This window comes from Rhizobium cerradonense, from assembly GCF_030182455.1.
Taxonomy (GTDB): domain Bacteria; phylum Pseudomonadota; class Alphaproteobacteria; order Rhizobiales; family Rhizobiaceae; genus Rhizobium.
In genome coordinates, this window is record NZ_JAQJCK010000004.1 from 380,050 (window position 1) to 402,604 (window position 22,555).

Annotated in this window: 26 protein-coding genes; 17 read left to right on the forward strand and 9 right to left on the reverse strand. The window is 60.2% G+C overall.

Features of this window, described 5'->3' with window-relative positions; translation table 11 throughout:
- Positions 1-31: 31 nt before the first annotated feature.
- The gene (locus tag PH547_RS12455; protein ID WP_285168347.1) at positions 32-2,575 is read right to left on the reverse strand and encodes an ABC transporter permease; all 2,544 of its coding nucleotides are present in this window, start codon (positions 2,573-2,575) and stop codon (positions 32-34) included.
- Positions 2,575-3,285 (reverse strand): ABC transporter ATP-binding protein, encoded by a 711-nt coding sequence (locus PH547_RS12460; RefSeq protein WP_285168348.1) that lies wholly within the window; start codon positions 3,283-3,285, stop codon positions 2,575-2,577. The genes PH547_RS12455 and PH547_RS12460 overlap by 1 nt, the downstream gene beginning before the upstream one ends.
- A gap of 74 nt (positions 3,286-3,359) precedes the next feature.
- Between PH547_RS12460 and PH547_RS12465 the strand changes: the two genes are divergently transcribed.
- Complete coding sequence (locus tag PH547_RS12465) at positions 3,360-4,010, forward strand: arylesterase (protein WP_104824645.1); 651 nt, start codon at positions 3,360-3,362, stop codon at positions 4,008-4,010.
- Between the two features lie 68 nt (positions 4,011-4,078).
- Entirely contained in the window at positions 4,079-4,675 is a 597-nt protein-coding gene (thpR, locus tag PH547_RS12470) for an RNA 2',3'-cyclic phosphodiesterase (protein WP_104824644.1), read from the forward strand.
- Here the strand turns inward: thpR and PH547_RS12475 are convergent.
- The gene (locus PH547_RS12475; protein ID WP_283047835.1) at positions 4,606-5,088 is read right to left on the reverse strand and encodes a low molecular weight protein-tyrosine-phosphatase; all 483 of its coding nucleotides are present in this window, start codon (positions 5,086-5,088) and stop codon (positions 4,606-4,608) included. The two genes, thpR and PH547_RS12475, sit on opposite strands and share 70 nt — an antisense overlap.
- A 36-nt stretch (positions 5,089-5,124) precedes the next feature.
- Between PH547_RS12475 and PH547_RS12480 the strand changes: the two genes are divergently transcribed.
- The 5 genes from PH547_RS12480 (at position 5,125) to PH547_RS12500 (ending at position 8,715) form a co-directional block, all read left to right on the forward strand.
- Positions 5,125-5,430: a 4a-hydroxytetrahydrobiopterin dehydratase gene (locus PH547_RS12480; protein ID WP_104824642.1), complete on the forward strand. Its 306-nt coding sequence runs from the start codon at positions 5,125-5,127 to the stop codon at positions 5,428-5,430.
- Positions 5,431-5,496: 66 nt separating this feature from the next.
- The gene (locus tag PH547_RS12485) at positions 5,497-5,886 is read left to right on the forward strand and encodes a YkvA family protein (RefSeq protein ID WP_104824641.1); all 390 of its coding nucleotides are present in this window, start codon (positions 5,497-5,499) and stop codon (positions 5,884-5,886) included.
- 332 nt (positions 5,887-6,218) lie between these two features.
- The gene (locus PH547_RS12490) at positions 6,219-6,782 is read left to right on the forward strand and encodes an invasion associated locus B family protein (protein ID WP_285168349.1); all 564 of its coding nucleotides are present in this window, start codon (positions 6,219-6,221) and stop codon (positions 6,780-6,782) included.
- A 263-nt stretch (positions 6,783-7,045) separates the two neighbouring features.
- The gene (rlmN, locus tag PH547_RS12495; protein WP_283047832.1) at positions 7,046-8,281 is read left to right on the forward strand and encodes a dual-specificity RNA methyltransferase RlmN; all 1,236 of its coding nucleotides are present in this window, start codon (positions 7,046-7,048) and stop codon (positions 8,279-8,281) included.
- A gap of 5 nt (positions 8,282-8,286) precedes the next feature.
- Positions 8,287-8,715: a hypothetical protein gene (locus PH547_RS12500; protein WP_283047831.1), complete on the forward strand. Its 429-nt coding sequence runs from the start codon at positions 8,287-8,289 to the stop codon at positions 8,713-8,715.
- Here PH547_RS12500 and PH547_RS12505 read toward each other — a convergent pair.
- Positions 8,699-9,340: a LysE family translocator gene (locus PH547_RS12505; protein ID WP_104824637.1), complete on the reverse strand. Its 642-nt coding sequence runs from the start codon at positions 9,338-9,340 to the stop codon at positions 8,699-8,701. The genes PH547_RS12500 and PH547_RS12505 overlap by 17 nt on opposite strands.
- Before the next feature lie 65 nt (positions 9,341-9,405).
- Positions 9,406-10,260: an SDR family NAD(P)-dependent oxidoreductase gene (locus PH547_RS12510; RefSeq protein ID WP_285168350.1), complete on the reverse strand. Its 855-nt coding sequence runs from the start codon at positions 10,258-10,260 to the stop codon at positions 9,406-9,408.
- Positions 10,261-10,346: 86 nt separating this feature from the next.
- Here PH547_RS12510 and PH547_RS12515 point away from each other — a divergent pair, with 86 nt between their 5' ends.
- The 3 genes from PH547_RS12515 to PH547_RS12525 all read left to right on the forward strand — a co-directional run bounded on the left by PH547_RS12515 (position 10,347) and on the right by PH547_RS12525 (position 12,226).
- Complete coding sequence (locus tag PH547_RS12515) at positions 10,347-10,592, forward strand: type II toxin-antitoxin system ParD family antitoxin (protein WP_260303189.1); 246 nt, start codon at positions 10,347-10,349, stop codon at positions 10,590-10,592.
- Positions 10,589-10,879, forward strand: coding sequence for a type II toxin-antitoxin system RelE/ParE family toxin (locus tag PH547_RS12520; protein WP_104824635.1), 291 nt, complete (start codon positions 10,589-10,591; stop codon positions 10,877-10,879). Before PH547_RS12515 ends, PH547_RS12520 begins: the two co-directional genes overlap by 4 nt.
- A gap of 123 nt (positions 10,880-11,002) precedes the next feature.
- Positions 11,003-12,226, forward strand: coding sequence for an argininosuccinate synthase (locus tag PH547_RS12525; RefSeq protein ID WP_104824634.1), 1,224 nt, complete (start codon positions 11,003-11,005; stop codon positions 12,224-12,226).
- 76 nt (positions 12,227-12,302) lie between these two features.
- Here PH547_RS12525 and PH547_RS12530 read toward each other — a convergent pair whose 3' ends face one another.
- The gene (locus PH547_RS12530) at positions 12,303-12,785 is read right to left on the reverse strand and encodes a MarR family winged helix-turn-helix transcriptional regulator (protein ID WP_104824633.1); all 483 of its coding nucleotides are present in this window, start codon (positions 12,783-12,785) and stop codon (positions 12,303-12,305) included.
- 159 nt (positions 12,786-12,944) lie between these two features.
- On the opposite strand from PH547_RS12530, the gene PH547_RS12535 reads away from it, so the two are divergent.
- Positions 12,945-13,586 (forward strand): LysE family translocator, encoded by a 642-nt coding sequence (locus PH547_RS12535; RefSeq protein WP_285168351.1) that lies wholly within the window; start codon positions 12,945-12,947, stop codon positions 13,584-13,586.
- A 100-nt stretch (positions 13,587-13,686) separates the two neighbouring features.
- Positions 13,687-15,750: a M3 family metallopeptidase gene (locus PH547_RS12540; RefSeq protein ID WP_285168352.1), complete on the forward strand. Its 2,064-nt coding sequence runs from the start codon at positions 13,687-13,689 to the stop codon at positions 15,748-15,750.
- A gap of 100 nt (positions 15,751-15,850) precedes the next feature.
- Here PH547_RS12540 and PH547_RS12545 read toward each other — a convergent pair whose 3' ends face one another.
- Entirely contained in the window at positions 15,851-16,315 is a 465-nt protein-coding gene (locus PH547_RS12545; protein WP_104824630.1) for a MarR family winged helix-turn-helix transcriptional regulator, read from the reverse strand.
- Positions 16,316-16,434: 119 nt separating this feature from the next.
- Between PH547_RS12545 and PH547_RS12550 the strand changes: the two genes are divergently transcribed.
- The 4 genes from PH547_RS12550 (at position 16,435) to ppa (ending at position 20,532) form a co-directional block, all read left to right on the forward strand.
- Positions 16,435-17,118, forward strand: a complete 684-nt coding sequence (locus PH547_RS12550; protein WP_285168353.1) for a glutathione S-transferase family protein — start codon at positions 16,435-16,437, stop codon at positions 17,116-17,118.
- Between the two features lie 237 nt (positions 17,119-17,355).
- The gene (gene typA, locus PH547_RS12555; protein WP_285168354.1) at positions 17,356-19,173 is read left to right on the forward strand and encodes a translational GTPase TypA; all 1,818 of its coding nucleotides are present in this window, start codon (positions 17,356-17,358) and stop codon (positions 19,171-19,173) included.
- Between the two features lie 207 nt (positions 19,174-19,380).
- Positions 19,381-19,887, forward strand: a complete 507-nt coding sequence (locus PH547_RS12560; protein ID WP_104824627.1) for a GNAT family N-acetyltransferase — start codon at positions 19,381-19,383, stop codon at positions 19,885-19,887.
- Between the two features lie 111 nt (positions 19,888-19,998).
- On the forward strand, positions 19,999-20,532 hold the full coding sequence (gene ppa, locus PH547_RS12565; RefSeq protein ID WP_028751314.1) for an inorganic diphosphatase: 534 nt from the start codon (positions 19,999-20,001) through the stop codon (positions 20,530-20,532).
- Here ppa and PH547_RS12570 read toward each other — a convergent pair whose 3' ends face one another.
- Entirely contained in the window at positions 20,533-20,847 is a 315-nt protein-coding gene (locus PH547_RS12570; protein WP_104824626.1) for a DUF167 domain-containing protein, read from the reverse strand.
- Positions 20,844-21,137, reverse strand: coding sequence for a YggT family protein (locus tag PH547_RS12575; RefSeq protein WP_028751312.1), 294 nt, complete (start codon positions 21,135-21,137; stop codon positions 20,844-20,846). Before PH547_RS12575 ends, PH547_RS12570 begins: the two co-directional genes overlap by 4 nt.
- 136 nt (positions 21,138-21,273) lie before the next feature.
- Here PH547_RS12575 and PH547_RS12580 point away from each other — a divergent pair, with 136 nt between their 5' ends.
- On the forward strand, positions 21,274-22,530 hold the full coding sequence (locus tag PH547_RS12580) for an MFS transporter (protein WP_104824625.1): 1,257 nt from the start codon (positions 21,274-21,276) through the stop codon (positions 22,528-22,530).
- The last annotated feature ends 25 nt before the right edge of the window (positions 22,531-22,555 follow it).

Sequence of the window (22,555 nt, forward strand, 5' to 3'; positions counted from 1 at the left end):
TGGCGGCGCAGACTTTTTCGGGTTCATACGCTCAGAGTTCACGCAGGACCGGCGCTGCTTTCTGGCCAAGAATGCGCCAAGTGCCCACCAGCCCGATCCCGACCGTCAACAGCAGAGCGATGATGAGGGTCGAGAAGGCGACATCCGGGAGGAAGGTCGACGGCAGGTGCATGATGCGGCTGACGATGTACCAGGCCGCGACGGAACCGGCGAGCAGCGCGAAGACGGCGGTCGCCGCTCCCAGCATCAGATATTCATAGCTGAAGGCGCGGATCAGCATGGCTCGCGTCGCGCCGAGCGTCTTCAGCACGACCGCGTCATGCGTGCGTGCGCGGTTTCCCGCAGCAAGCGCGCCCGCAAGCACCAGCACGGATGCGATCAGCGCCACCGACGCCGCGGCACGGATCGCGGCGGCAAGCTGGCCGACCAGAGTGTTGACGATATCGAGCGCATCCTTGACGCGGACGCTGGTGATCGTCGGATAAGTGTTGGTGACGTTCTTCAGGATCGCCGCTTCCTGCGCCGACGTAGCAGTGGGATCGGTGAGGGTTGCGAGCCAGGCATGCGGCGCGCCCTTGAAGGTGTTCGGCGAGAAGATCATCACGAAATTGATGGACAGCGACTGCCACTGGACCTTGCGGAAGCTGGTGATCTTGGCCGTCACGTTGCGGCCGAGCACGTTCACGGTAACGGTATCGCCGAGCTTCAGGCCGAGCGCCTTGCCTTCCTCATCGGAGAAGGAGACCAGCGGTTCGCCGCTATAATCCTTGCTCCACCATTGCCCTTCGGTAAGGGCGGCGTTCTCCGGGAGGGTCTCGGCATAGGTGATGCCGCGGTCGCCGCGCAACACCCATTGACCGGCCGGCGGCACCTTCCTCTTGGTCACGTCCTCGCCATTGAAGGCGACGATGCGGCCGCGCAGCATCGGCACTTCGACGAGCTTGCCTTCCGGCGCCTGCGCCTGCACGACCTTGCGGAAGCCGTCGAGCTCCGAACCCTGGATATCGACGAAGAAGAAGTTCGGCGCCTGCTCGCTCATGCGTCCGGTCAGCTCCTGGCGCATATTGCCGTCGATCAGCGTCAAGGTCACAAGGAGCGCCAGGCCAAGGCCGAGCGAGAGGACGACGGAGGCGGTGAGCGCACCCGGCCGATGGATATTGCCGATCGCCAGGCGGAGTGCCGGCGAGTGGACGCGCGGGCTGCGGCGGGCGAGCCACGACAGCAGGGCCGCGACGGCGCGCAGCACGACGAAGGCGACGGCGATGGAAACGACGAAGACGACGGCGATGAAGCGGTCATAGGCGGTGTATATCGCAAGCGCCGACAGTGCTGCCATCAGCAGGCCGGCGGCGAGCAGGTAGGGCCAGCTTGGCAGGCGGCGGGCCTCAAAGCCCTGTTCGCGGAAGAGCGCCGTCGCCGGCACTTCGCGGGCATGGCCGAGCGGCAGGATGGCGAAGGCGAGTGTCGTCAGCAGGCCGAAAAGCGCTGCCAGCGTCAACGGGCCGGGATAAAGCCGCGGCGCGGTCGAAATCGGCAGGAATTCGGCCATGAATTGCGAGGCGAGCAACGGCGCGATGGCACCAAGGATCAGGCCGACGGCTATGCCGGCCAGCGCAAGCAGGGCGATCTGGATCAGGTAGATCATCACGACGACCAATGCCGGTGCGCCAAGGCATTTGAAAGTGGCGATGGTGGTGCGCTTGGAATCGAGGAAGGCGCGCACAGCATTGGCAACACCGACGCCGCCGACGATGAGCGCGGTCAGGCCGACCAGGGTCAGGAATTGCGAGAAGCGGGTGATGTTGTCGGCGAGCGCGGGTGCTGCCCGGCTGCTCGTTCGGATCGACCAGCCGGCCTGCGGAAAAGCGGTATTGGCGCGGGCGGCGATGTTGCTCAGGCCATTGGCGGGATCGTCCATGCGGATCTTGTAGACCTGTTCGACAAGACTTCCGGTCGTGATCAGGCCTGAGGCGACCAAAGCGTCACGGCTGGTGAGCAATCGCGGCGCAAAGCCGAAACCTTCGGATACCGAATCCGGCTCGGTCTTCACCGTGCCTGTGATCCGGAGCCTGGTGTTGCCGAGCAGCAGTTCGCTCCCGATTTTGAGGTTCAGCCGTTCCAGCAGCAGGGGAGCGACGACGGCGCCATAGGCCCCGTCCTTGGCAGTGAGCAGCGTTGATAGCGGCTGATCCGGATCGGCCACGAAGGTGCCGTAGAGCGGGTAGGCGCCGTCAACCGCCTTGACCTCGACCAGGGCCTGATCGGAACCGTCGGACAGTCGGGCCATGGAGCGCAGGCCGGTGGATTGGGAGAGCTGGCCGAGGCTGTTGAGATAGGCGAGTTCGTCCGGCGTCGCCGCGCGATTGTTGAGCTCGAAACGGACGTCGCCGGCAAGCAGCGACTGGCCCTGCGTCGAGATCGCGTCGGTGATCGAGCGCGAGACGGAGTTGACGGCGGCGATTGCGCCGGTGCCGAGGGCGATGCAGGCGAGGAAAATATAGAAACCGCCGAGACCGCCGCGCAATTCGCGCAGCGCCAGACGAAAGGCAAGCGTCAGGCGCGCTCCCGCCGCCATCACGCTATCGCCGCCTGATTGGCCCGCGCGCGGGCGCTGTCACCCTCGATTTCGCCGGAGCGAACGTGGATCTGGCGGGAGCAGCGGGCGGCAAGCGCCGGATCATGGGTGACGAGCAGCAGCGTCGTGCCGCGCTCGGCCTGCTGGGCGAAAAGCAGGTCGGCGATCTGCCGGCCGGTATCGGTATCGAGATTGCCCGTCGGCTCATCGGCGATCAAAAGGGCGGGTGACGGGGCGAGCGCGCGGGCGATCGCCACGCGTTGCTGTTCGCCGCCTGAAAGCTGGCCGGGATAATGGCTCAGCCGCTCGCCGAGGCCGACGGCCTGCAATTCGCGCTTAGCGATGTCGAAGGCGTCGCGAACATTGGCCAGCTCCAGCGGCACGGCGACATTTTCCAGCGCCGTCATATTGGCGATGAGATGGAAGGACTGGAACACGATGCCGATATTGCGACCGCGGAAATCGGCGACGCGGTCTTCGCTCAGGCTATGCAGGGGCGTGTCGCGGATCAGGAGCTCGCCGCTGTCGAGCTTTTCGAGGCCGGCGAGCACCATCAGCAACGTCGACTTGCCGGACCCGGAGGGGCCGACGATGCCGACGGATTCGCCTTCGGCAACGGTGAGGTCGATGCTTTTCAGTACGTGGACGGAGGCGGCGGCGTTGCCGAGCGTCAAATCCGCCTTCTTCAGCTCGATGATGGTTTTTGCCAATGCGAACGCCCTATATACGTCAGAGACCACGGCGGGCGCGATTTGGCCCTCACGGCGAATTTAGGGAATGGATCATGAGTTTTAAAGTTGCCGCGTTTCATTTCGCTGTCATTGTTTTCGGTCTTTTCTTTGGCGCTGCCGGTGCAGCCGATGCACGAACGATCCAACTGGTTGGTCTCGGTGACAGCCTCATGGCCGGCTATCAACTGCCGCCGGGCGATGGATTTCCCGCCAAGCTGGAGGCGGTGCTGAAGGCCAAGGGGCTGGATGTGGTGATTGCCGATGCCGGCGTGTCCGGAGATACCAGCTCCGGCGGCCTGTCGCGCATCGACTGGTCGGTACCGGACGGAACCGACGGCGTGATCCTCGAACTCGGCGCCAACGACGCCTTGCGCGGCATCCCGCCCGAACAGACGGAAAAGAACCTCGACACCATCATCAGCCGGCTGAAGGAGCGCAACATTCCCGTCCTGCTCGCCGGCATGCTGGCGCCACCGAACATGGGTCCGGACTATGCGGCCAAGTTCAACCCGATCTACAAGCGGCTTGCCGACAAGTATCAACTGCCGCTCTATCCATTTTTTCTCGATGGCGTCGCGACGCATGCCGACTTACAATTGAGCGATGGCATGCATCCGAACCCGCAGGGTGTCGATGTGATGGTGCAACGTTTCCAGCCTGCGGTGACGAGTTTCATTGGGACGATTGTCGCACATGCGAAATAGGTGCTTGCACCGGCTGCAATTGCATGATTCCCTGTTGTTATCTGCAAGAGATTCGGGGAGTGCTCGTTATGCCGAGACTTTTTACCGCCCTCGAAATTCCGCGCAACGCGGCGATGAGCCTTTCGTTGTTGCGCGGCGGTCTTCCCGGAGCCCGGTGGATCGACGTTGAAAATTATCACATCACTTTGCGTTTCATCGGCGATGTCGACGGTCGTACCGCCGATGAAATCGTCGAGCGACTGGACCGCATCGACCGGCCGGAGTTCCAGCTCCGGTTGGAAGGCATCGGTTCCTTCGGCTCGAAAAAGCCGCATTCAGTCTGGGCCGGCGTCACGCAGACGCCCGATATGTACGCACTGCAGGGCGAAATCGAACGCATCTGCCAGCGCATCGGCCTGCCGCCGGACCCGCGCAAGTTCACACCGCATGTCACGCTTGCGCGGCTGAAGTCGTCGCGGGTCGATGATGTCGTGCACTATCTCTCCGGTCGCGGTAACTTCTACACTGCGCCGTTCACGGTGGGACGCTTCGTGCTGCTGTCATCGCGCGAATCGGTCGGCGGCGGTCCCTATCTCACCGAAGAGGTCTTCCCGCTTCACGAGGCTCGCAGCGCTTTTCCCGCCAAGGGCAACAGCGCGTTGCAGCCAGCCAAGAGCATGGTGTAGGTCGCTTCGAAGTCCTCGTGACCTCCGTAGTAAGGGTCCGGGATGTCTTTGCTGCTGCCAAGCGTGTAGGCGTTGAAGAGGTGCAGCTTGCCGAGCGTATCGGCAGGCGCGATCTTGCGCAAATTCTTCAAATTGTCTTGATCCATTGCCAGGATCAGGTCGAACCGATGAAAATCGGCTGCCTCGATGCGGCGTGCGCGTTGAGCGGAAATATCGACGCCGTGGTCCGACGCGACTTCCATGGAGCGGCGGTCAGGCCTCTCGCCGTGATGCCAGCCGCCGGTGCCGGCCGAATCGACCTCGAACTCGGAGCCTCGCCCGGCTTTGATCGCAAGATGCCGGAAGATGCCTTCGGCAAGGGGTGAACGGCAGATATTGCCGGCGCAAACAAACAGAATTTTGTGACGGTCCATAGTATCGTTCAACCGATAAAGAGGAGTGATATTGCCATGAAATACGAAAAGCTGGAACCGGCGGCAATCGATGAAAACCTGGCTGGCCTTAGCGGTTGGACCCTGGCGGCCGATCGCCTCTCCATGTCGAAGAGCTTCAAATTCCGCAATTTCGTCGAAGCCTTCGGCTTCATGACAGAGGCGGCCTTGGCGGCGGAAAAATTCAATCATCATCCTGAATGGTTCAACGTTTATTCCCGCGTCGACGTGAAACTGACGACGCATGACGCCGGTGGCTTGACGGAGCATGACATTAAACTCGCCAAGGCGATGGAAAAGGCAGCGGCCCGGCGCGCCGATTGAATCGCAGGGGCCGATCACCATATGTCTGATGCGGCCCGGGAAGGGCTTCCTATAGGGATGAATGGAATGGATGACATCAAGTATGGGGAAATCCTGATGCCTGGTGACGAGGAGACCCAAGATCGGCAGGAGAAGACGGTGCGCAGCAAGTTCTGGCCGACCTTGCGCAAGGCAGCACGGTATATCCCGTTTTCTCGCGATGTCGTCGCGGCTTTCTATTGCGCGCTCGACCCGCAAACGCCGACGCGCGTCCGTGGCATTCTGCTGGCGGCACTCGGCTATTTCGTCATGCCGGTCGACATCATCCCGGATTTCTTCGCCGTCATCGGCTTTTCGGATGATGTCGCGGTGCTGACGCTCGCCTTCGGCATGATCAAAGGCCACATCCGCCAGGAGCACTATGATGCCGCCGACCGGGCCTTGGCCGACGAGCCCGAGGCCGCAAAAGCGGCTTGATCCGCGTCCGATCGATGGCGACGGGATTCCTGCCGGGTTTCCAGACCTTTATGAGGTCTTCCTGATTTTAGAGAGGTCAAACTCTTGCCCGAATCTTTCTGTCTTAAATCGATCCCATAGGATGGTGTTCCGCCATCCGGGTTTTCCAATTCCTCCTGATGCATTTCAGGCCCGGCTCCACATGGGCTGAAACGGCACAGATCAGGGGCAATTACCGCCCCGTTGACGGTTTGGTAACCTAAATAAAGTCAAAATAGGGCAGCTCACGAGCATAGGCGTGCGTTACTTGAAATCGCCTTGAGCTCTGGACCGCAAGAAATCGGCAGGAAACCATGTTTGTAAAAAGCTTCGCAATCGCCCTCTCTCTCGTTCTGGCCGGCACCGGCATCGCATCGGCGCAGACCAAGACCAAGAAGCAGGCAGCAGCGCCCGCACAGGCGCAGGCGGCGGCACCGGTGGCTCCGACGCGCATCCAGCAGTTCGACGCCTGGGGCGCTTATTCCTACCAGTCCGGGGCTGGCAAGGTCTGCTATGTCCTGTCCGTGCCGACTGCAAAGTTACCGGCTACGGGCATCGACCATGGCGACAACTTCTTCATCGTTTCCCAGCGTCCGGGTCAGAACATCTCCTACGAACCGCAGGCGATGATGGGCTATCCGCTCAAGGAAAATTCCAAGGTCGACGTCGTCATCGACAACAAGACCTTCGTGATGTTCACCAAGGACAAGGCGGCCTGGGTCGAGAATGCCGCGCAGGAGCCGGCGCTGGTCGCAGCGCTCAAGTCCGGCCATTCGCTCAAGGTCACCGCGACCTCGAAGAAGGGCACCGGCACCTCCTACACCTACTCGCTGAAGGGCGTCAGTGCCGCACTGAAGCAGATCGAAAGCTGCAAATAAGATCGATGATGCCGCGATCACGTCAAAGTGATCGCAGGTTCTGTCGAAACCGAAGCGATGAGGCCGGCCTGATGGCTGGCCTTTTGCTTTTCTTCAAGAGGGATGACGCGGGCTGAAATTAATGCTAAAGGCCGCCCCAACGAGCGGTGTATTCGCAATTTCTTGCCCCGCTACCAGATGAACCTTCTGATCTCAGTGCCTTGCCCGCGCCCGCAGCTTTCCGGCTTTGGGGCATCGCCGATATGAACCATTGGAATGATCCTATGTCCGCGATCGATGTCATGACCCCATCCAAGCTAAAGCCGATGCCCGTGTCGCAGCCGGTCGAGCTTTCGCCGAAGCCGTCGCTGATTGGCCTGACCCGCGAGGAAATGGGTGCGGCGCTCAAGGAAAAGGGCGTCGCCGACAAGCAGATCAAGATGCGCGTCAGCCAACTCTGGAACTGGATCTATGTGCGCGGCGTCTCCGATTTCGATGCCATGGCGAATGTCTCCAAGGACATGCGCGAAATGCTGAAGACGCATTTCACCATCGCCCGGCCGGAAATCGTCGAGGAGCAGGTTTCCAATGATGGCACCCGCAAATGGCTGTTGCGCTTCCCGCCGCGGGGCGCCGGACGGCCGGTCGAGGTGGAGACCGTCTATATTCCGGAAGAGGGCCGCGGCACGCTCTGCATTTCCAGCCAGGTCGGCTGCTCGCTCACCTGTTCCTTCTGTCACACCGGCACGCAGCGCCTCGTCCGCAACCTGACGGCGGAGGAGATCCTGTCGCAGCTACTCCTGGCGCGCGACCGGCTCGGCGATTTCCCGGATCGCGAAGCGCCGCAAGGGACGATCATGCCCGCCGAAGGCCGCAAGGTCAGCAATATCGTGATGATGGGCATGGGCGAGCCGCTCTACAATTTCGACAGCGTCAAGACGGCGCTGCTGATTGCCTCCGATGGTGATGGCCTGTCGCTCTCCAAGCGCCGCATCACGCTGTCTACCTCCGGCGTCGTGCCGGAAATCTACCGCACCGGCGAGGAGATCGGCGTTATGCTGGCGATCTCGCTGCATGCGGTGCGCGACGATCTGCGCGACATGCTTGTGCCGATCAACAAGAAATATCCGCTGAAGGAATTGATGGACGCCTGCCGCGCCTATCCCGGCCTTTCGAACGCCCGGCGCATCACCTTCGAATATGTGATGCTGAAGGGCGTCAACGACAGCCTCGAGGATGCCAAGGGGCTGATCCAGCTCCTGAAGGGCATTCCGGCCAAGATCAATCTCATCCCCTTCAATCCTTGGCCGGGCACGAACTATCAGTGTTCGGACTGGGAGCAGATCGAGAAGTTTGCCGATTTCATCAATTCGGCCGGCTACGCCTCGCCGATCCGTACGCCGCGCGGCCGCGACATTCTCGCCGCCTGCGGCCAGTTGAAGTCGGAATCGGAGCGTATGCGCAAGACCGAACGGCTGGCCTTCGAGGCCATGATGATCGCCAACCATGGCGAGGATTGAGATCAATGCTTCTCGGATTACGCAGGCCGATGCGGCTCCTTTGGGGCTATCTCGGCGCCTGTGTTCTGATGGGCTTCGTGTTGGCTTGCGTCGCCGCCTGGACCATGCCGGGAACGGCCGCCCCTGAGCTCTTCGCCCTCACCGTCATGCTGACCAAGCTCGCGATGATCGTCAGCATCCTGCCATCGCTTGTCGTCATTGCGATTTTCGAATGGCGCGGCATGCGCCGCTGGTACGGTTACGCCATTTACGGCGCCTTGCTGTCAGCGTCGGCATCGGTTCTGATCTCGGGGAGCGTGGAACGGCCGCAAACCCTCAATCTGATCACCATCGTCGTTTGTTTTGCCTTTCTCGGAGCCGTCAGCGCCACCGTCTACTGGTGGATCGCCGGCCGGTTCGCAGGGCGCGGCCCTGTTCTCAGCGAGAATGGGTGAGGAAGATCTTCACTGCGAAGACCGAAAAGACGCTCGCAAAGGCGTAATCGAGGCCGCGCATGACGCCGCGGTTCTTCTGCAGCCAGGTCGACAGGCGGTCGGCGGCAAGCACGACGAGTGCGTTGACCGGCATGCCGATCATGATGAAGAAGAAGCCCAGGAACAGGAGCTTTTGCGTCACCGCCGGATCGCCCGCAGTGACGAACTGCGGCAGGAAGGTCATGAAGAAGATGATGACCTTCGGGTTCAGCAGATTGACCCAGAAGCCGGTGGAGATATTGGCGAGCGGAGTGCCCTTTGCCATATCCACCTTCTTGACCGACAGGCTGGAGCCGAAGCGGATCGCCTGGATCGCCAGCCACAGCAGATAGCCGGCGCCACCGGTTTTCAGGATCGTGAAGGCGAGCGGCGAGGCGGTAATCAGTGCCGAAACGCCAAAAGCCACCAGGAATGTATGGACGACGATGCCGAAGCTGGTGCCGAGGACTACGAAAAGCGCTGCCTTCTTGCCCTGCGCCAATGCACGGCTGATCGACAGGGTCATATCGGGGCCGGGGGTTGCCGCAAGCAGCAGGCTGGCCGCCGAAAAAGCCAGAAGGGTCGTCAGGCTGGGTATGAAGTCCATGACATGCTCCGAAAGCCGGAAAAGAGTATCAGCGCTTTCTTATCCGGCTTTCGGTTATTTGCAAATCAATCCTCGTTTTCCAGGAATGCCTTGAATTTGTCGGCGTAGTCAGGATGCCAACGGGATAAGGGCGGGCGGTTTTCGATAATATCGCCTGCGGCCCAGAGCATGCGGCGTTCGTCCGTCGACCGAGCAACATCATTGTCCGGGCAGAGGATGTAGAAATCGCCCCGCTCGAGGCTCTCCACCATGAAATCGACCGTCTGCTCCGGCGTCCAGGCTGCTTCAGGCTTTTCCTGGCGGTCGCCCTTGGTCAGGCCGGTAAAGACGAATCCGGGGATCAGGAGATGCGCCGATATCTTGGCGCCTGCGGTGTTGCGCAGCTCGTGCTGCAGCGCCTCGGTGAAGACCTTTACGCCGGCCTTGGAGACGTTATAGGCGGGATTGCCCGGCGGCGTGGTGATGCCCTGCTTCGAACCGGTGTTAATGATCAGGCCGGGCTTTCCATGGGTCAGCATGCCGGGTCCGAAGACGCGCGTGCCGTTGATGACACCCAGGAGATTGACGCCGAGAATGTTGTCCCAACCGGCCTGCGGGCTGAAGATCGAGGTTTCCGGCCCGATGCCGGCATTGTTCATCAGCACATGCACCCGGCCGAAATGCTGCAGGACGGCGCGTTCGAGAGCTTCGAGCTGTTCCTTATAGGCAACGTCGGTCTCGACGGCCATGATCTGGTCCACCCCGGCGATCGCTTCGAGCTCGGCGCGTGCAGCGGCCAGCCGGTCGCGGCCGAGATCGGCGATGGCGACGCTCATGCCGAGCTTTGCGAAATATTTCGCGGCCGCAAAGCCAATACCGGACGCGCCGCCGGTGATGACGGCGACATTGGATTTCTTGAAAATCTGTTGAATATCGGTCACGGACGGACGCCCTCCCAGGCATTGTTTGCTCGCAGCCGAATATGGTATTTTCCGAAACCAAGTCAAACCGGCTGGAGGTCGTGTCCGTGACAAAACATATGTCCGTAGAAATCGACGAGCAGATGGATGCGTTCATCGGCGAACAGATCAGCCACGGCAATTACGATTCGCCGAGCGAAGTCATCGACGCCGCGCTGAAACTGTTGCGTAGTAGGGCGGAAATAGAAGCAATCGCGGCTGCCATCGCGGAGGGGGAGGCATCGGGAGAGCCGGAGGAATTTGATTTCAACGGCTTTATCGAAAGAAAGCGAATGTTGCGCAATCAGCGATGAAGAAATTGATCTTTTCGCCCAAGGCAGCGTCCGATATCGATCAAATCTATGACTACACCGAGGAAAAATGGGGTTACCAGCAAGCGGAGGATTACGTCTTCGCCATGCGCGATCGTTGCCATGCCCTGCTCAACGGCACCGCGCGCGGTCGCAAAGTTGGCGGCATCAGATCGGACTACCTCGCTTTGGCCTACGGCTCGCACTTCATTATCTACAAAGACGGCGTCCAGACACTCACGATCGTCCCCATCCTTCATCGGCGAATGAATATCGGCGCGCACCTGTGACGCTGCTCCCGTACCACTCTGCCGCACTTCCCCTTGCGCCTCGCGATAATCTCGCTAAAAGTGCCGCGATACAGGGTTTGCGGGGCCTTTCCGCAGGCTCGCATTGAAACGGACCTCATCACCATGGCATCACATAAAGACGTGAAGAAAGTCGTTCTCGCCTATTCCGGCGGTCTCGACACCTCGATTATCCTGAAGTGGCTGCAGACGGAGCTTGGCGCAGAAGTCGTCACTTTCACCGCCGATCTCGGTCAGGGCGAAGAGCTGGAGCCGGCGCGCAAGAAGGCCGAGATGCTCGGAATCAAGGAGATCTACATCGAGGATGTGCGCGAAGAATTCGTGCGCGATTTCGTCTTCCCGATGTTCCGTGCCAATGCCGTCTATGAAGGCGTCTACCTGCTCGGCACGTCGATCGCTCGTCCGCTGATCTCCAAGCACCTGATCGATATTGCTCGCAAGACCGGCGCCGATGCGATCGCCCATGGCGCGACCGGCAAGGGCAACGACCAGGTTCGTTTCGAGCTTTCGGCCTATGCACTGAACCCGGACATCAAGATCATCGCGCCGTGGCGCGATTGGTCGTTCAAGAGCCGCACCGACCTGCTCGAATTCGCCGAGAAGCATCAGATTCCGGTTGCCAAGGACAAGAAGGGCGAGGCGCCGTTCTCGGTCGATGCCAACCTGCTGCACTCCTCGTCCGAGGGCAAGGTTCTGGAAGATCCGTCGCAGGAAGCGCCGGAATATGTGCACATGCGCACGATTTCACCGGAGTCCGCTCCCGACAAGGCAACCGTCATCAAGGTCGGCTTCGAAAAGGGCGATGCCGTCTCGATCAACGGGCAGCGCATGAGCCCGGCGACGCTGCTCGCAACGCTCAACAATTACGGTCGTGACAATGGTATCGGTCGCCTCGACCTCGTCGAGAACCGCTACGTCGGTATGAAGTCGCGTGGCGTCTACGAAACCCCCGGCGGCACCATCCTGCTCGCCGCCCACCGCGCCATCGAATCCATCACGCTCGATCGCGGCGCAGCTCACCTCAAGGACGAGCTGATGCCCCGTTATGCCGAGCTGATCTACTACGGCTTCTGGTTCTCGCCGGAACGCGAAATGCTGCAGGCGCTAATCGACAAGAGCCAGGAGCATGTCGAAGGTGAAGTGACGCTGAAGCTTTACAAGGGCAACGTCATGGTCATCGGCCGCGAAAGCCCGAAGTCGCTCTATTCCGACAAGCTTGTCACGTTCGAAGACGATCAGGGCGCCTACGATCAGAAGGACGCTGCCGGTTTCATCAAGCTCAACGCGCTGCGCCTGCGCACGCTCGCCAAGCGCAATCTGTCGAAGTAATCAGCTTTGCGAATAAATACGAACCCGCTTCCGGTTGACGGAGGCGGGTTTTTCTTGCGCGCGCGTAGGGCTGGATTTACTCCACGGGCCTTAATTCGCGCTCCATCTCCGCCGGCAGCTCTGCATTCTGCAGATTGCTGCGGAAGGTCCGGAGCGCATGATGGAGCTCGTCCTGCAGGCAATGATCGACGCCCTGTAGCGCGTCCTGCTCTACCGCGTAGATCTCGCAACCGATCTGCTTCAGCTTGGCGCTGGCCGTTTCCGACAACACGATGCGCTTGGCGCGGCGGTCGAGCGGATCGGGCTGACGCTCGATCAGGCCGCGCGCCTGCAGCTTGTCGAGGAAGGCGCTGACCGTCATCGGCTCCAACCCCATGCGAGTGGCAATATCGAGTTGCCGGCTGCCGTTGACGGCGGCGACCTGGATCAGCGTGCGTGCTTCCCCTGCCGTCAGACCTAGCCCCGCGACCATGATGCGCCGCTCGAAGGCCGCTCGCATTAGTCGGGCGCAATCCGCCACAAGAAAGGCAAGCGAATCCGTATCTATCCTGCTGCTCATAAGCGCTTCCCTACTTACGCTTGTTTTTAGGCCCCGATCAATCTTTATTGATTTCGCCCCCCGAATTCAACGGATTCTTGCCCTTTCAAGGGACTTGTTTAACTTGACCCGGTTAGATGCGTTGCTAATCTGTGCTGATAATCAGCGGGAACTTCCAATATGACGCAATCACTTATCGTCGGCGCCTTCCTGGCGGCGCTGTTCTATGTGCTTATTCCCGGACCGGCTTTTTTGGCTCTCCTCGGTATCGGCGCGGGGCAGGGGCGCAAGGCCGGCGCCTTCTTCATGTGCGGGCATTTGGTCGGGGACATCATTTGGTCGTCGCTCGCCTTGGTTGCGATCGTGGGCGCAAAAACTATCGGCACCGTCGTATTCGATCTGCTCGGATTGCTCTGCGGTTTCTATCTTGCCTGGATCGGCTGGAGTGCCTTCACCGCCAAGCCGAAGAAGGATGGCAAGGCCTTGCTGAACGTCGAGCGTCCCTTTCGCCGTGGCCTGATCTTCGGCGTCACCAATCCGAAAGGATATCCCGTGGCGCTGGCAACATTTACCGCGCTGGTGGCGGGTTCGGCCGGCGCATTGACGTTCAGCGCGCTGCCGCTGCTGCTCACCGTTTCTTTTGTCGGCTTCGTCACCGCCGACCTTATTCTCATCGGCATTATCGGCGCGGGCGCGGTCCGGCGTTTCTACCGCGCTCACGAGCGGCTGATCGTACGCTGCTCCGGCGTGCTGTTTATGGGTTTTGCCGCGCAGGCTTTGTGGCACGCGACGCCCGGCTTGCTTGGCTGGCGTAAGGCCTGACCATCATTCCTCATTATTTGTTCCGCCCTCGCCATACCAATTTGGCGGAGAGGGTCTTATATCGTGCATCGATCAGATGCCTGCTGAAAGGATGCCTTGCATGTCTTCCCTAACCGCCGTCAACCCAGCGCTCGTCGAATGGACCGGACATCAGGGCCTGCCGCGGTTCGATGCCGTGAAAGACGCTGATTTTGCGCCTGCCTTTGACGCAGCGCTTGCGGCTCATGAGGCGGAAATCGATGCGATCGCTGATAACGGCGAGGCGCCGACCTTTGCCAACACCGTCACTGCGCTCGAAATCGCCGGTGACGAGCTGTCGCGGGTCTCCTCTCTGTTCTGGAATCGAGCTGGGGCACATACCAATGAGGTGATCCAGGCCCTGGAGCGCGAGATCGCGCCGAAGATGTCGCGGCATTATTCGAAGATCGGCATGAATGCCGCACTTTTTGCCCGCATCGATGCGCTGTGGGAAGCGCGTGAGGGGCTTGGTCTAACCGTGGAAGAGACCCGCGTGCTGGAACGGCATTGGAAGGGTTTCGTGAAGTCGGGCGCCAAACTCGCCAAGCCGGAGCAGGAACGGCTCGCCGCGATCAACGAGAAATTGGCGGGCCTCGGCGCGCAGTTCGGGCAGAATGTGCTTGCCGACGAAAAGGGCTGGGCGCTGATCCTCTCTGAAGAAACTGACCTCGCTGGTCTTCCCGATTTCCTGAGGGACGCGATGGCCGCGGCGGCGCGCGAGCATGGCGAAGAGGGCAAATTTGCCGTCACTCTATCGCGCTCGATCATAGAGCCGTTCCTGACGTCGTCCGAGCGCCGGGATCTGCGCGAACAGGCTTTCAAGGCATGGGTAGCGCGTGGCGCGAATGGCGGCGAGACTGACAATGGCAAGATCATCAAGGAGACGCTGGCGCTGAGGGCGGAGAAGGCCGAGCTGCTCGGCTATGGCAACTTTGCCGAACTGAAGCTCGACAACACCATGGCGAAAACGCCGGAGGCGGTGAATGAACTTTTAAGGGCGGTCTGGGCGAAGGCGGCGGAGCGCGCTCGCGAGGAAGAGGGCGATATCGCCGCGCTGATCGCGGAGGAGGGCCGCAATCATGAGGTCATGCCCTGGGATTGGCGGCATTATGCCGAGAAGATCCGGACGCGGAAGTTCGATTTTTCCGAGACGGAATTGAAGCCCTATCTGCAGCTCGAAAAGATCATCGCAGCCTGCTTCGATGTCGCCGGCCGCCTTTTCGGCATCCGCGCCGTGGAGCAGAAGGGCGTTCCCGCCTATCATCCTGATGTGCGCGTCTTCGAAATCCGCGATCGCTCCGACAGGCTGGTGGCGCTCTTCCTCGGGGATTATTTCGCCCGCAATTCCAAGCGCTCGGGCGCCTGGATGAGCTCGTTCCAGTCGCAGCACAAACTGCCGCTGAAGAACGGTCATGTCGGCGAACTGCCGATCATCTATAACGTCTGCAATTTCGCCAAGCCGGCCGAAGGCAAGCCGGCGCTGCTGTCGCTCGACGATGCCCGCACGCTGTTTCACGAATTCGGCCATGCTCTGCACGGCATGCTCTCCAACGTCACCTATCCTTCGGTATCCGGCACCGGCGTTTCCCGCGATTTCGTCGAGCTGCCGTCGCAGCTCTACGAACACTGGCTGACCGTGCCGGCCATCCTCAGGGAATATGCCATCCATTACGAGACCGGCGCGCCGATGCCGCAAGCTCTGCTCGACAAGGTTCTGGCCGCCCGCACCTTCAATGCTGGCTTCAACACGGTGGAGTTCACCTCCTCGGCGCTGGTCGATATGGCCTTCCATACCCGCGGCGCCGTCGAGGACCCGATGGTGGTGCAGGCGGAAGTGCTCTCGGAAATCGGCATGCCGAATTCGATCGTCATGCGCCACGCCACGCCTCACTTCCAGCATGTGTTTTCCGGCGATGGCTATTCTGCCGGCTATTATTCCTACATGTGGTCGGAAGTGCTGGACGCCGACGCCTTCGCCGCCTTCGAGGAAACCGGCGATGCCTTCGATCCGGATATGGCCGGGAAACTGAAGGCCAATATCTATTCCGTCGGTGGCTCGATCGATCCGGAAGAGGCCTATAAGGCCTTCCGTGGCAAGCTGCCGAGCCCGGATGCGATGCTACGCAAAAAGGGATTGGCGGCTTGATTCTGGCCTTGGGTATGCAGCAAAAATCGGTCGCGAAAGGTCAACTTTTGCCACCGATTTATGCGGCGGCGTTTGGTTTGGATTGATTTTGTCTGGTCAATCAGGATGCGCGCGAAAGCACAGCTAACAACTCGGCTAGTTGATCGGCCTGGGCGTCATCTAGCTTATCGCCGAGGTGGCGCTGAAGGGCCGATGCATAGACGGCCCACATGCGGCTCTGCATGGCACTTCCTGCCTCGGTGATAACGACCCAGCGGCCTCGGCCGTCCTCGGAAAATATCTCGCGGTGGACAAAACCAGCCTTTTCCATCCGGTCGAGAAGGCGAGACAGATTATGTTGTGCCAGCAGCGTGCGCTCCTCAATCTCATAGGGTCGCAACCTGCCGCCCGTGGCCCGCGCCAGCTCCAGCAGTACGTCATACCAACCAAGCGGTGGCAGGTCTGCCGCCTTCAGATCCTGCTCGATCGCAGCAAGGACGATTTGCTGAGTCCGCATGAGGCGTACCCACGCTCGCGTGATGGCGGGCGAGGGCTTTAGGGATTCGAAATCTGATTTATCCGACATAGATGCAATTACATCTATATTGACCAATTTGGCAAGTGTGGATATAAATGCAGTTACATCTATTTTGGATGGAGATATTTCCGGCCCATTTGCCGGGTCAGGCAATAGGAGATCTGATCATGTCCGACGCAAAGCTGATCCTCGTCAGTCACCATCTTTGCCCCTACGTTCAGCGGGCCGTCATCACGCTTACTGAGAAGGCCGTGCCGTTCGAGCTCCGTTATGTCGATCTGTCGGCAAAGCCCGACTGGTTCCTCGCCATTTCTCCCCTCGGCAAGGTCCCCCTCCTGATCGTGCGGCAGGACGATGGGGCAGAAACGGTTTTGTTCGAGAGCGCCGTCATCTGCGAATATCTCGAGGAAACCCAATCTGGCGCTCCACTCCATCCGGCCGATCCGCTGGCGCGTGCTCGTCATCGCGGCTGGATCGAGTTTGGCTCCTCCATTCTTTCGGATTTGTGGGGGCTTGAGACTGCCAAAGACGAAGGGATCTATGAGACGAAGCGCAAGGCGCTGATCGACAAGTTCGGTCGTATCGAGGCTGAATTGAAGGACGGACCATTTTTCGCCGGCCGGGCATTCAGCTTGGTCGACGCAGTCTTCGCACCGATCTTCCGTTACTTTGACGTGTTCGATACCATTATGCCGACCGGCATATTCGATGCGTCGCCGCGTCTCGTGGCATGGCGCGCAGAATTGGCTTCGCGGCAAAGTGTGCGAGAGGCGGTGATGCAAGACTATCCCGATCGTCTCAAGGTATTCTTGAGGGATCATGAGGCGTGGCTGCTGAAACGCGCCGCCTGAAAGGTTGGAGGAATCTTGACTAAGGCGGCTGCCTACATCCGATATGGGCGACATCGAAGAACGGGCTTTTTGCTATAAGTTGACGCCAGGTTGACATATTCGTGACGCGCGAAGGCAAGCTTGCCGTTGCTTTCTTGCCTCCCCCCTTTCGCAAACGCGAAAAAAAGGCTATGAGCGCGCCAAATGAAATTGGCGTGTTCACTTCATACCGCGCCCCAGCCTCAGAGATACAAGATTATGGCACTTCGCAACATCGCGATCATCGCGCACGTTGACCATGGGAAAACCACCCTCGTTGACGAGCTTCTGAAGCAGTCCGGCTCCTTCCGCGAGAACCAGCGCGTTGCAGAACGCGTCATGGATTCCAACGATCTGGAAAAGGAGCGCGGCATCACCATTCTCGCCAAGGCGACCTCGGTCGTCTGGAAGGATACCCGCATCAACATCGTCGACACCCCCGGCCACGCCGACTTCGGCGGTGAAGTCGAGCGTATTCTGTCGATGGTGGACGGCGCGATCGTTCTCGTCGATGCTGCCGAAGGCCCGATGCCGCAGACCAAGTTCGTTGTCGGCAAGGCGCTGAAGGTCGGTCTTCGTCCGATCGTCGCGATCAACAAGATCGACCGTCCGGATGCCCGCGCCGATGAAGTCATCAATGAAGTCTTCGACCTCTTCGCCAATCTCGACGCCACCGACGAGCAGCTCGATTTCCCGATCCTCTACGGTTCCGGCCGTAACGGCTGGATGAACTATTCGCCGGAAGGTCCGAAGGACGAAGGTCTCGGCCCGCTTCTCGATCTCGTCGTCAAGCACGTTCCGGAGCCGACGGTCGGCGAAGGCCCGTTCCGCATGATCGGCACCATCCTGGAAGCCAACCCCTTCCTCGGCCGCATCATCACCGGCCGCATCCATTCCGGCTCGATCAAGCCGAACCAGGCCGTCAAGGTTCTGGGCGCTGACGGCAACCTCATCGAAACCGGCCGTATCTCGAAGATCCTTGCTTTCCGCGGCATCGAACGCCAGCCGATCGAAGACGCGCAGGCAGGTGACATCGTCGCCATTGCCGGCCTTTCCAAGGGCACCGTCGCCGACACCTTCTGTGATCCGCAGGTCAATGAGCCGCTGATCGCGCAGCCGATCGACCCGCCGACCGTTACGATGTCCTTCATCGTCAACGACAGCCCCTATGCCGGCACCGAGGGCGACAAGGTCACCTCGCGCGTCATTCGCGACCGCCTGTTCAAGGAAGCTGAAGGCAACGTTGCGCTGAAGATCGAGGAAGCCGAGGGCAAGGATTCGTTCTACGTTTCCGGCCGCGGTGAATTGCAGCTTGCAGTTCTGATCGAAACCATGCGTCGCGAAGGCTTCGAACTCGCCGTGTCGCGTCCGCGCGTCGTCATGCACAAGGACGAGGACGGCCAGCTTCTCGAGCCGATCGAAGAAGTCGTTATCGACGTGGACGAAGAGCATTCCGGCATCGTCGTGCAGAAGATGTCCGAGCGTAAGGCTGAAATGGCCGAGCTGCGTCCTTCGGGCGGCAATCGCGTGCGTCTCGTCTTCTGGGCGCCGACCCGCGGCCTGATTGGCTATCAGTCGGAGCTTCTGACGGACACGCGCGGCACCGCCGTCATGAACCGTCTGTTCCATGACTACCAGCCGTACAAGGGCGAAATCGGCGGCCGCGTCAACGGCGTGCTGCTCGCCAACGAAGCCGGCGAAGCCGTGGCCTATGCCCTGTTCAACCTGGAAGACCGCGGCCCGATGATCATCGACGCCGGCGAGAAGGTCTATGCCGGCATGATCATCGGCATTCACAGCCGCGACAACGACCTCGAAGTCAACGTGCTGAAGGGCAAGAAGCTCACCAACATCCGCGCCGCCGGCAAGGATGAAGCCGTGAAGCTGACGCCGCCGATCCGCATGACGCTCGACCGCGCGCTCTCCTGGATCCAGGACGACGAGCTGGTCGAAGTCACGCCGAAGTCGATCCGCCTGCGCAAAATGTACCTCGATCCGAACGAGCGTAAGCGTTTCGAGAAGGCTCGCTACGCATAATAGCGCGACTTGTACCGCTTCGGACGAATTGACCCCGGCCCCTGTGCCGGGGTTTTATTTTGTGTGTTCGATTTTTGAGCCCTTGTCGCAAAGGTTAAAAATGCGTTAATTTTCAGCAGTCGTCCACAGGTAAAGACTGTGAACAAATCGTCTGTCCGCATGATTTGTGGATGGTTAATTTTCGCTGGCGGGACCAGAGTAGACGTTATGAAGACGTTGTCGATTGATGTTCGGCGGGCAGAACCGCATGATGCCCGAGCCATTTCCGAGGTGCACCGCCAGTCGTGGCAGTACACCTATACGGGCATCATTCCGCATCGCGCGCTCAGCCAGATGATCGAGCGCCGCGGCGAAGCCTGGTGGCGCAAGGCGACCAGCGGGCCAGCAACCCTTCTAGTCCTCGACGTCGCCGGCGAGATCGCCGGTTACGCCACGCTCGGCCTCAACCGCGCCCGCGCGTTGCCTCAGGAAGGCGAGATCTACGAACTCTATCTTCGCCCGGAATATCAAGGCATCGGTCTTGGCCGGCTTCTCTTCGGCGAAGCACGCCGGCTCCTGAAGTCGCTGGGGTGCAAGGGATTGGTCGTCTGGTGCCTCGAGGAAAACGAGAATGCGGACCGCTTCTATCGCGGCCAGGGCGGTGCCGATTTCTGCGAGGGCATCGAGACCTTCGATCGCAAGCAGCTCAAGAAGATCGGCTTCGTCTGGCCCTAAGGCGCCCGCTGCGACCGTCCATTAAAATCCCGCATCGTCCCAATGCCTTGTTGCGTTGCGTCATGATTCCGATTATCTGGCTGCAGCAACCATCCTTATTAGGGGAGACGCATGCGCATCGACGCGATTTCCATTGGCAAGAACCCGCCCGAAGACGTCAACGTCATCGTTGAAGTTCCGGTCGGCGGTCATCCGATCAAGTATGAAATGGACAAGGACGCCGGTACGCTGGTCGTCGACCGTTTCCTCTACACGCCGATGACCTATCCGGGCAATTACGGCTTCGTTCCGCACACGCTCTCCGAAGACGGCGATCCGATCGACGTGTTGATCGCCAGCACCCGTCCGCTGGTTCCGGGCTGCGTTATCAACGTGCGCCCGATCGGCGTGCTGATGATGGAAGACAATTCCGGCAAGGACGAAAAGATCATCGCGGTTCCTTCGCCGAAGCTGACGCTGCGCTACGAAAAGGTCCGGGAATATACCGACCTGCCGGAAATTACCGTGAAGCAGATCGAGCATTTCTTCGAGCACTACAAGGATCTGGAGCCCGGCAAGTGGGTGAAGATCTACGGCTGGAAGGGCTCGAAGGAAGCCGGCGAACTCATTCTCGAAGCGATCGAGCGCGCCAAGAAGGCGAAGTGATCAGTTTTTCGCTATAGCGTTCAGCTTGCCTCTCAAATCCTCCGGGTCGCCATCGATCCGGAGGATTTTTTTACGGGCGGTGTCGCCGGAAATGAGGCTGATCGAGGATTTGGGGATGCCGAAGCTCTTGGCGAGAAGCGCGATCAGCGCCTTGTTGGCCTTGCCCTTTTCCGGCACGGCGGAGACCCTCGCCTTGAGATAGGCCTCGCCGTCGGCGCCGGTCTCGAACCCGTCGATTGCATCACGCCCGCCATTGGGCGTGAGCCGGACGGACAGTCTCACATGATCGGCAAAAATCTGCCAGGCTTCGCTCACCGGCCGACGAGCGGGTAAAGCGTGTTCCACATCAGGGAACGGAAGAAGAAGATGATCAGCAGCAGGATGATCGGCGAAATGTCGATGCCGCCGAGATCGGGCAGCACGCGCCGGATCGGACGAAGCGCCGGCTCCGTGACTGCATAGAGGAAACTTCCGACCGAGTTGACGAACTGATTGCTCGAATTGATAACATTGAATGCATAGAGCCATGAAAAAATAGCGCTGGCGATCAGCACCCAAGTATAAAGATTCAAAGCCAGATCAATGGTTTGAAATAAGGCGAGCATGTCCGTCTCCATTTCGCGGTTGACAGACATGTAGACATTGGCGACTTAACGGGCAAGTCCCATGCTTTGAAGCACGCTGAATCATGTTTAACAGGCCGAGGGTTCCTGCGCAGCTCCGGCCGGAAAGCCTCATCTCATGTCGTTGGTTTCCAGCGGAGACCGGTTTGCCGCGTTCAGGCATGTCGCCTACACCTATTTCTTCTTTGCCCGCTTTCTGACGGCGTTTGCCACGCAGGTGGTCAGCGTCTCCGTCGGCTGGCAGATGTATGACCATACCGGCAATCCGATCTATCTCGGCCTGATCGGTCTGGTGCAGTTTCTTCCCTCCCTACTTCTGATCCTAGTGACTGGCACCGTTGCCGACCGCTACAACAGGCGTATGGTGGCGGCCATCTGCATTTTCGTCGGCACGATCTGTGCCGCGGCATTGCTGTTCCTCACCGTTTCCGGCACCTTCGCGCCGCTTCCGGTTTTCCTGATCCTCACCGTCTTCGGTATCGAGCGCGCCTTCATGACGCCGGCAACGCAATCGCTGGCGCCCAATCTCATTCCGCCGGAAGATCTGTCGAACGCGGTGACCTGGAATTCTATGTCCTGGGATGCGGCCGCCATTCTCGGTCCCGTCGCGGGCGGCCTGCTCTACGGTATCGGCCCGAGCGTTTCCTATACCGTCGCCGTCCTGTTCTTCGCAGCCGGTTCGCTGCTGACCTTCCTCATTCCGAAACCGCAGCAACGTGTTGCACATGAATCGAGGAGCTTGAACGAGATCCTCGCCGGTTTCCATTTTATCTGGTCGGAAAAGGTGGTGCTTGGCGCCGTCTCGCTCGATCTCTTTGCGGTGCTGCTCGGCGGCGCCGTGGCGCTGATGCCTGTCTATGCGCGCGATATCCTAACGCTCGGTCCCTGGGGCCTCGGCCTGCTGCGCGCTGCTCCAAGCTTCGGCGCGATTGCCATGGGCCTGTTTCTGGCGACCTATCCCATCCGGCATCGGGCCGGGATTTGCATGTTCATCGGTGTCGCAATGTTTGGAGTGGGAACGCTGGTTTTCGGCGTTTCGCATACGCCGTGGCTATCGATCGCAGCCCTTGCCGTCATGGGGGCCTCCGATCTGATCTCGGTCTATGTCCGCGAAACTCTGATCACGCTCTGGACGCCGGATCATGTGCGCGGCCGCGTCAATGCCGTGAACATGGTCTTTGTCGGCGCGTCGAACGAGCTCGGCGAATTCCGAGCCGGCACCATGGCGCGCTATTTCGGCGCCGTCCCTGCCGTCGTCATCGGCGGCATCGGTACGCTGGCCGTCGCGATCATCTGGGCAACCGGCTTTCCGCAACTACGCAAGATCGACAGTCTGAACGCGCCGGACCGAGAGGGCGAGCCGCAGGTGGCGTGAGCCACAATTTTCTTGTCATGCTGGT

Coding starts and splice junctions, on each gene's coding strand:
- PH547_RS12455 (WP_285168347.1), bottom strand. CDS start 2,575: ATGGCGGCGGGAGCGCGCCTGACGCTTGCCTTTCGTCTGGCGCTGCGC.
- PH547_RS12465 (WP_104824645.1), top strand. CDS start 3,360: ATGAGTTTTAAAGTTGCCGCGTTTCATTTCGCTGTCATTGTTTTCGGT.
- thpR (WP_104824644.1), top strand. CDS start 4,079: ATGCCGAGACTTTTTACCGCCCTCGAAATTCCGCGCAACGCGGCGATG.
- PH547_RS12475 (WP_283047835.1), bottom strand. CDS start 5,088: ATGGACCGTCACAAAATTCTGTTTGTTTGCGCCGGCAATATCTGCCGT.
- PH547_RS12480 (WP_104824642.1), top strand. CDS start 5,125: ATGAAATACGAAAAGCTGGAACCGGCGGCAATCGATGAAAACCTGGCT.
- PH547_RS12485 (WP_104824641.1), top strand. CDS start 5,497: ATGGATGACATCAAGTATGGGGAAATCCTGATGCCTGGTGACGAGGAG.
- PH547_RS12490 (WP_285168349.1), top strand. CDS start 6,219: ATGTTTGTAAAAAGCTTCGCAATCGCCCTCTCTCTCGTTCTGGCCGGC.
- rlmN (WP_283047832.1), top strand. CDS start 7,046: ATGTCCGCGATCGATGTCATGACCCCATCCAAGCTAAAGCCGATGCCC.
- PH547_RS12500 (WP_283047831.1), top strand. CDS start 8,287: ATGCTTCTCGGATTACGCAGGCCGATGCGGCTCCTTTGGGGCTATCTC.
- PH547_RS12505 (WP_104824637.1), bottom strand. CDS start 9,340: ATGGACTTCATACCCAGCCTGACGACCCTTCTGGCTTTTTCGGCGGCC.
- PH547_RS12520 (WP_104824635.1), top strand. CDS start 10,589: ATGAAGAAATTGATCTTTTCGCCCAAGGCAGCGTCCGATATCGATCAA.
- PH547_RS12525 (WP_104824634.1), top strand. CDS start 11,003: ATGGCATCACATAAAGACGTGAAGAAAGTCGTTCTCGCCTATTCCGGC.
- PH547_RS12530 (WP_104824633.1), bottom strand. CDS start 12,785: ATGAGCAGCAGGATAGATACGGATTCGCTTGCCTTTCTTGTGGCGGAT.
- PH547_RS12535 (WP_285168351.1), top strand. CDS start 12,945: ATGACGCAATCACTTATCGTCGGCGCCTTCCTGGCGGCGCTGTTCTAT.
- PH547_RS12540 (WP_285168352.1), top strand. CDS start 13,687: ATGTCTTCCCTAACCGCCGTCAACCCAGCGCTCGTCGAATGGACCGGA.
- PH547_RS12545 (WP_104824630.1), bottom strand. CDS start 16,315: ATGTCGGATAAATCAGATTTCGAATCCCTAAAGCCCTCGCCCGCCATC.
- PH547_RS12550 (WP_285168353.1), top strand. CDS start 16,435: ATGTCCGACGCAAAGCTGATCCTCGTCAGTCACCATCTTTGCCCCTAC.
- typA (WP_285168354.1), top strand. CDS start 17,356: ATGGCACTTCGCAACATCGCGATCATCGCGCACGTTGACCATGGGAAA.
- PH547_RS12560 (WP_104824627.1), top strand. CDS start 19,381: ATGAAGACGTTGTCGATTGATGTTCGGCGGGCAGAACCGCATGATGCC.
- ppa (WP_028751314.1), top strand. CDS start 19,999: ATGCGCATCGACGCGATTTCCATTGGCAAGAACCCGCCCGAAGACGTC.
- PH547_RS12575 (WP_028751312.1), bottom strand. CDS start 21,137: ATGCTCGCCTTATTTCAAACCATTGATCTGGCTTTGAATCTTTATACT.
- PH547_RS12580 (WP_104824625.1), top strand. CDS start 21,274: ATGTCGTTGGTTTCCAGCGGAGACCGGTTTGCCGCGTTCAGGCATGTC.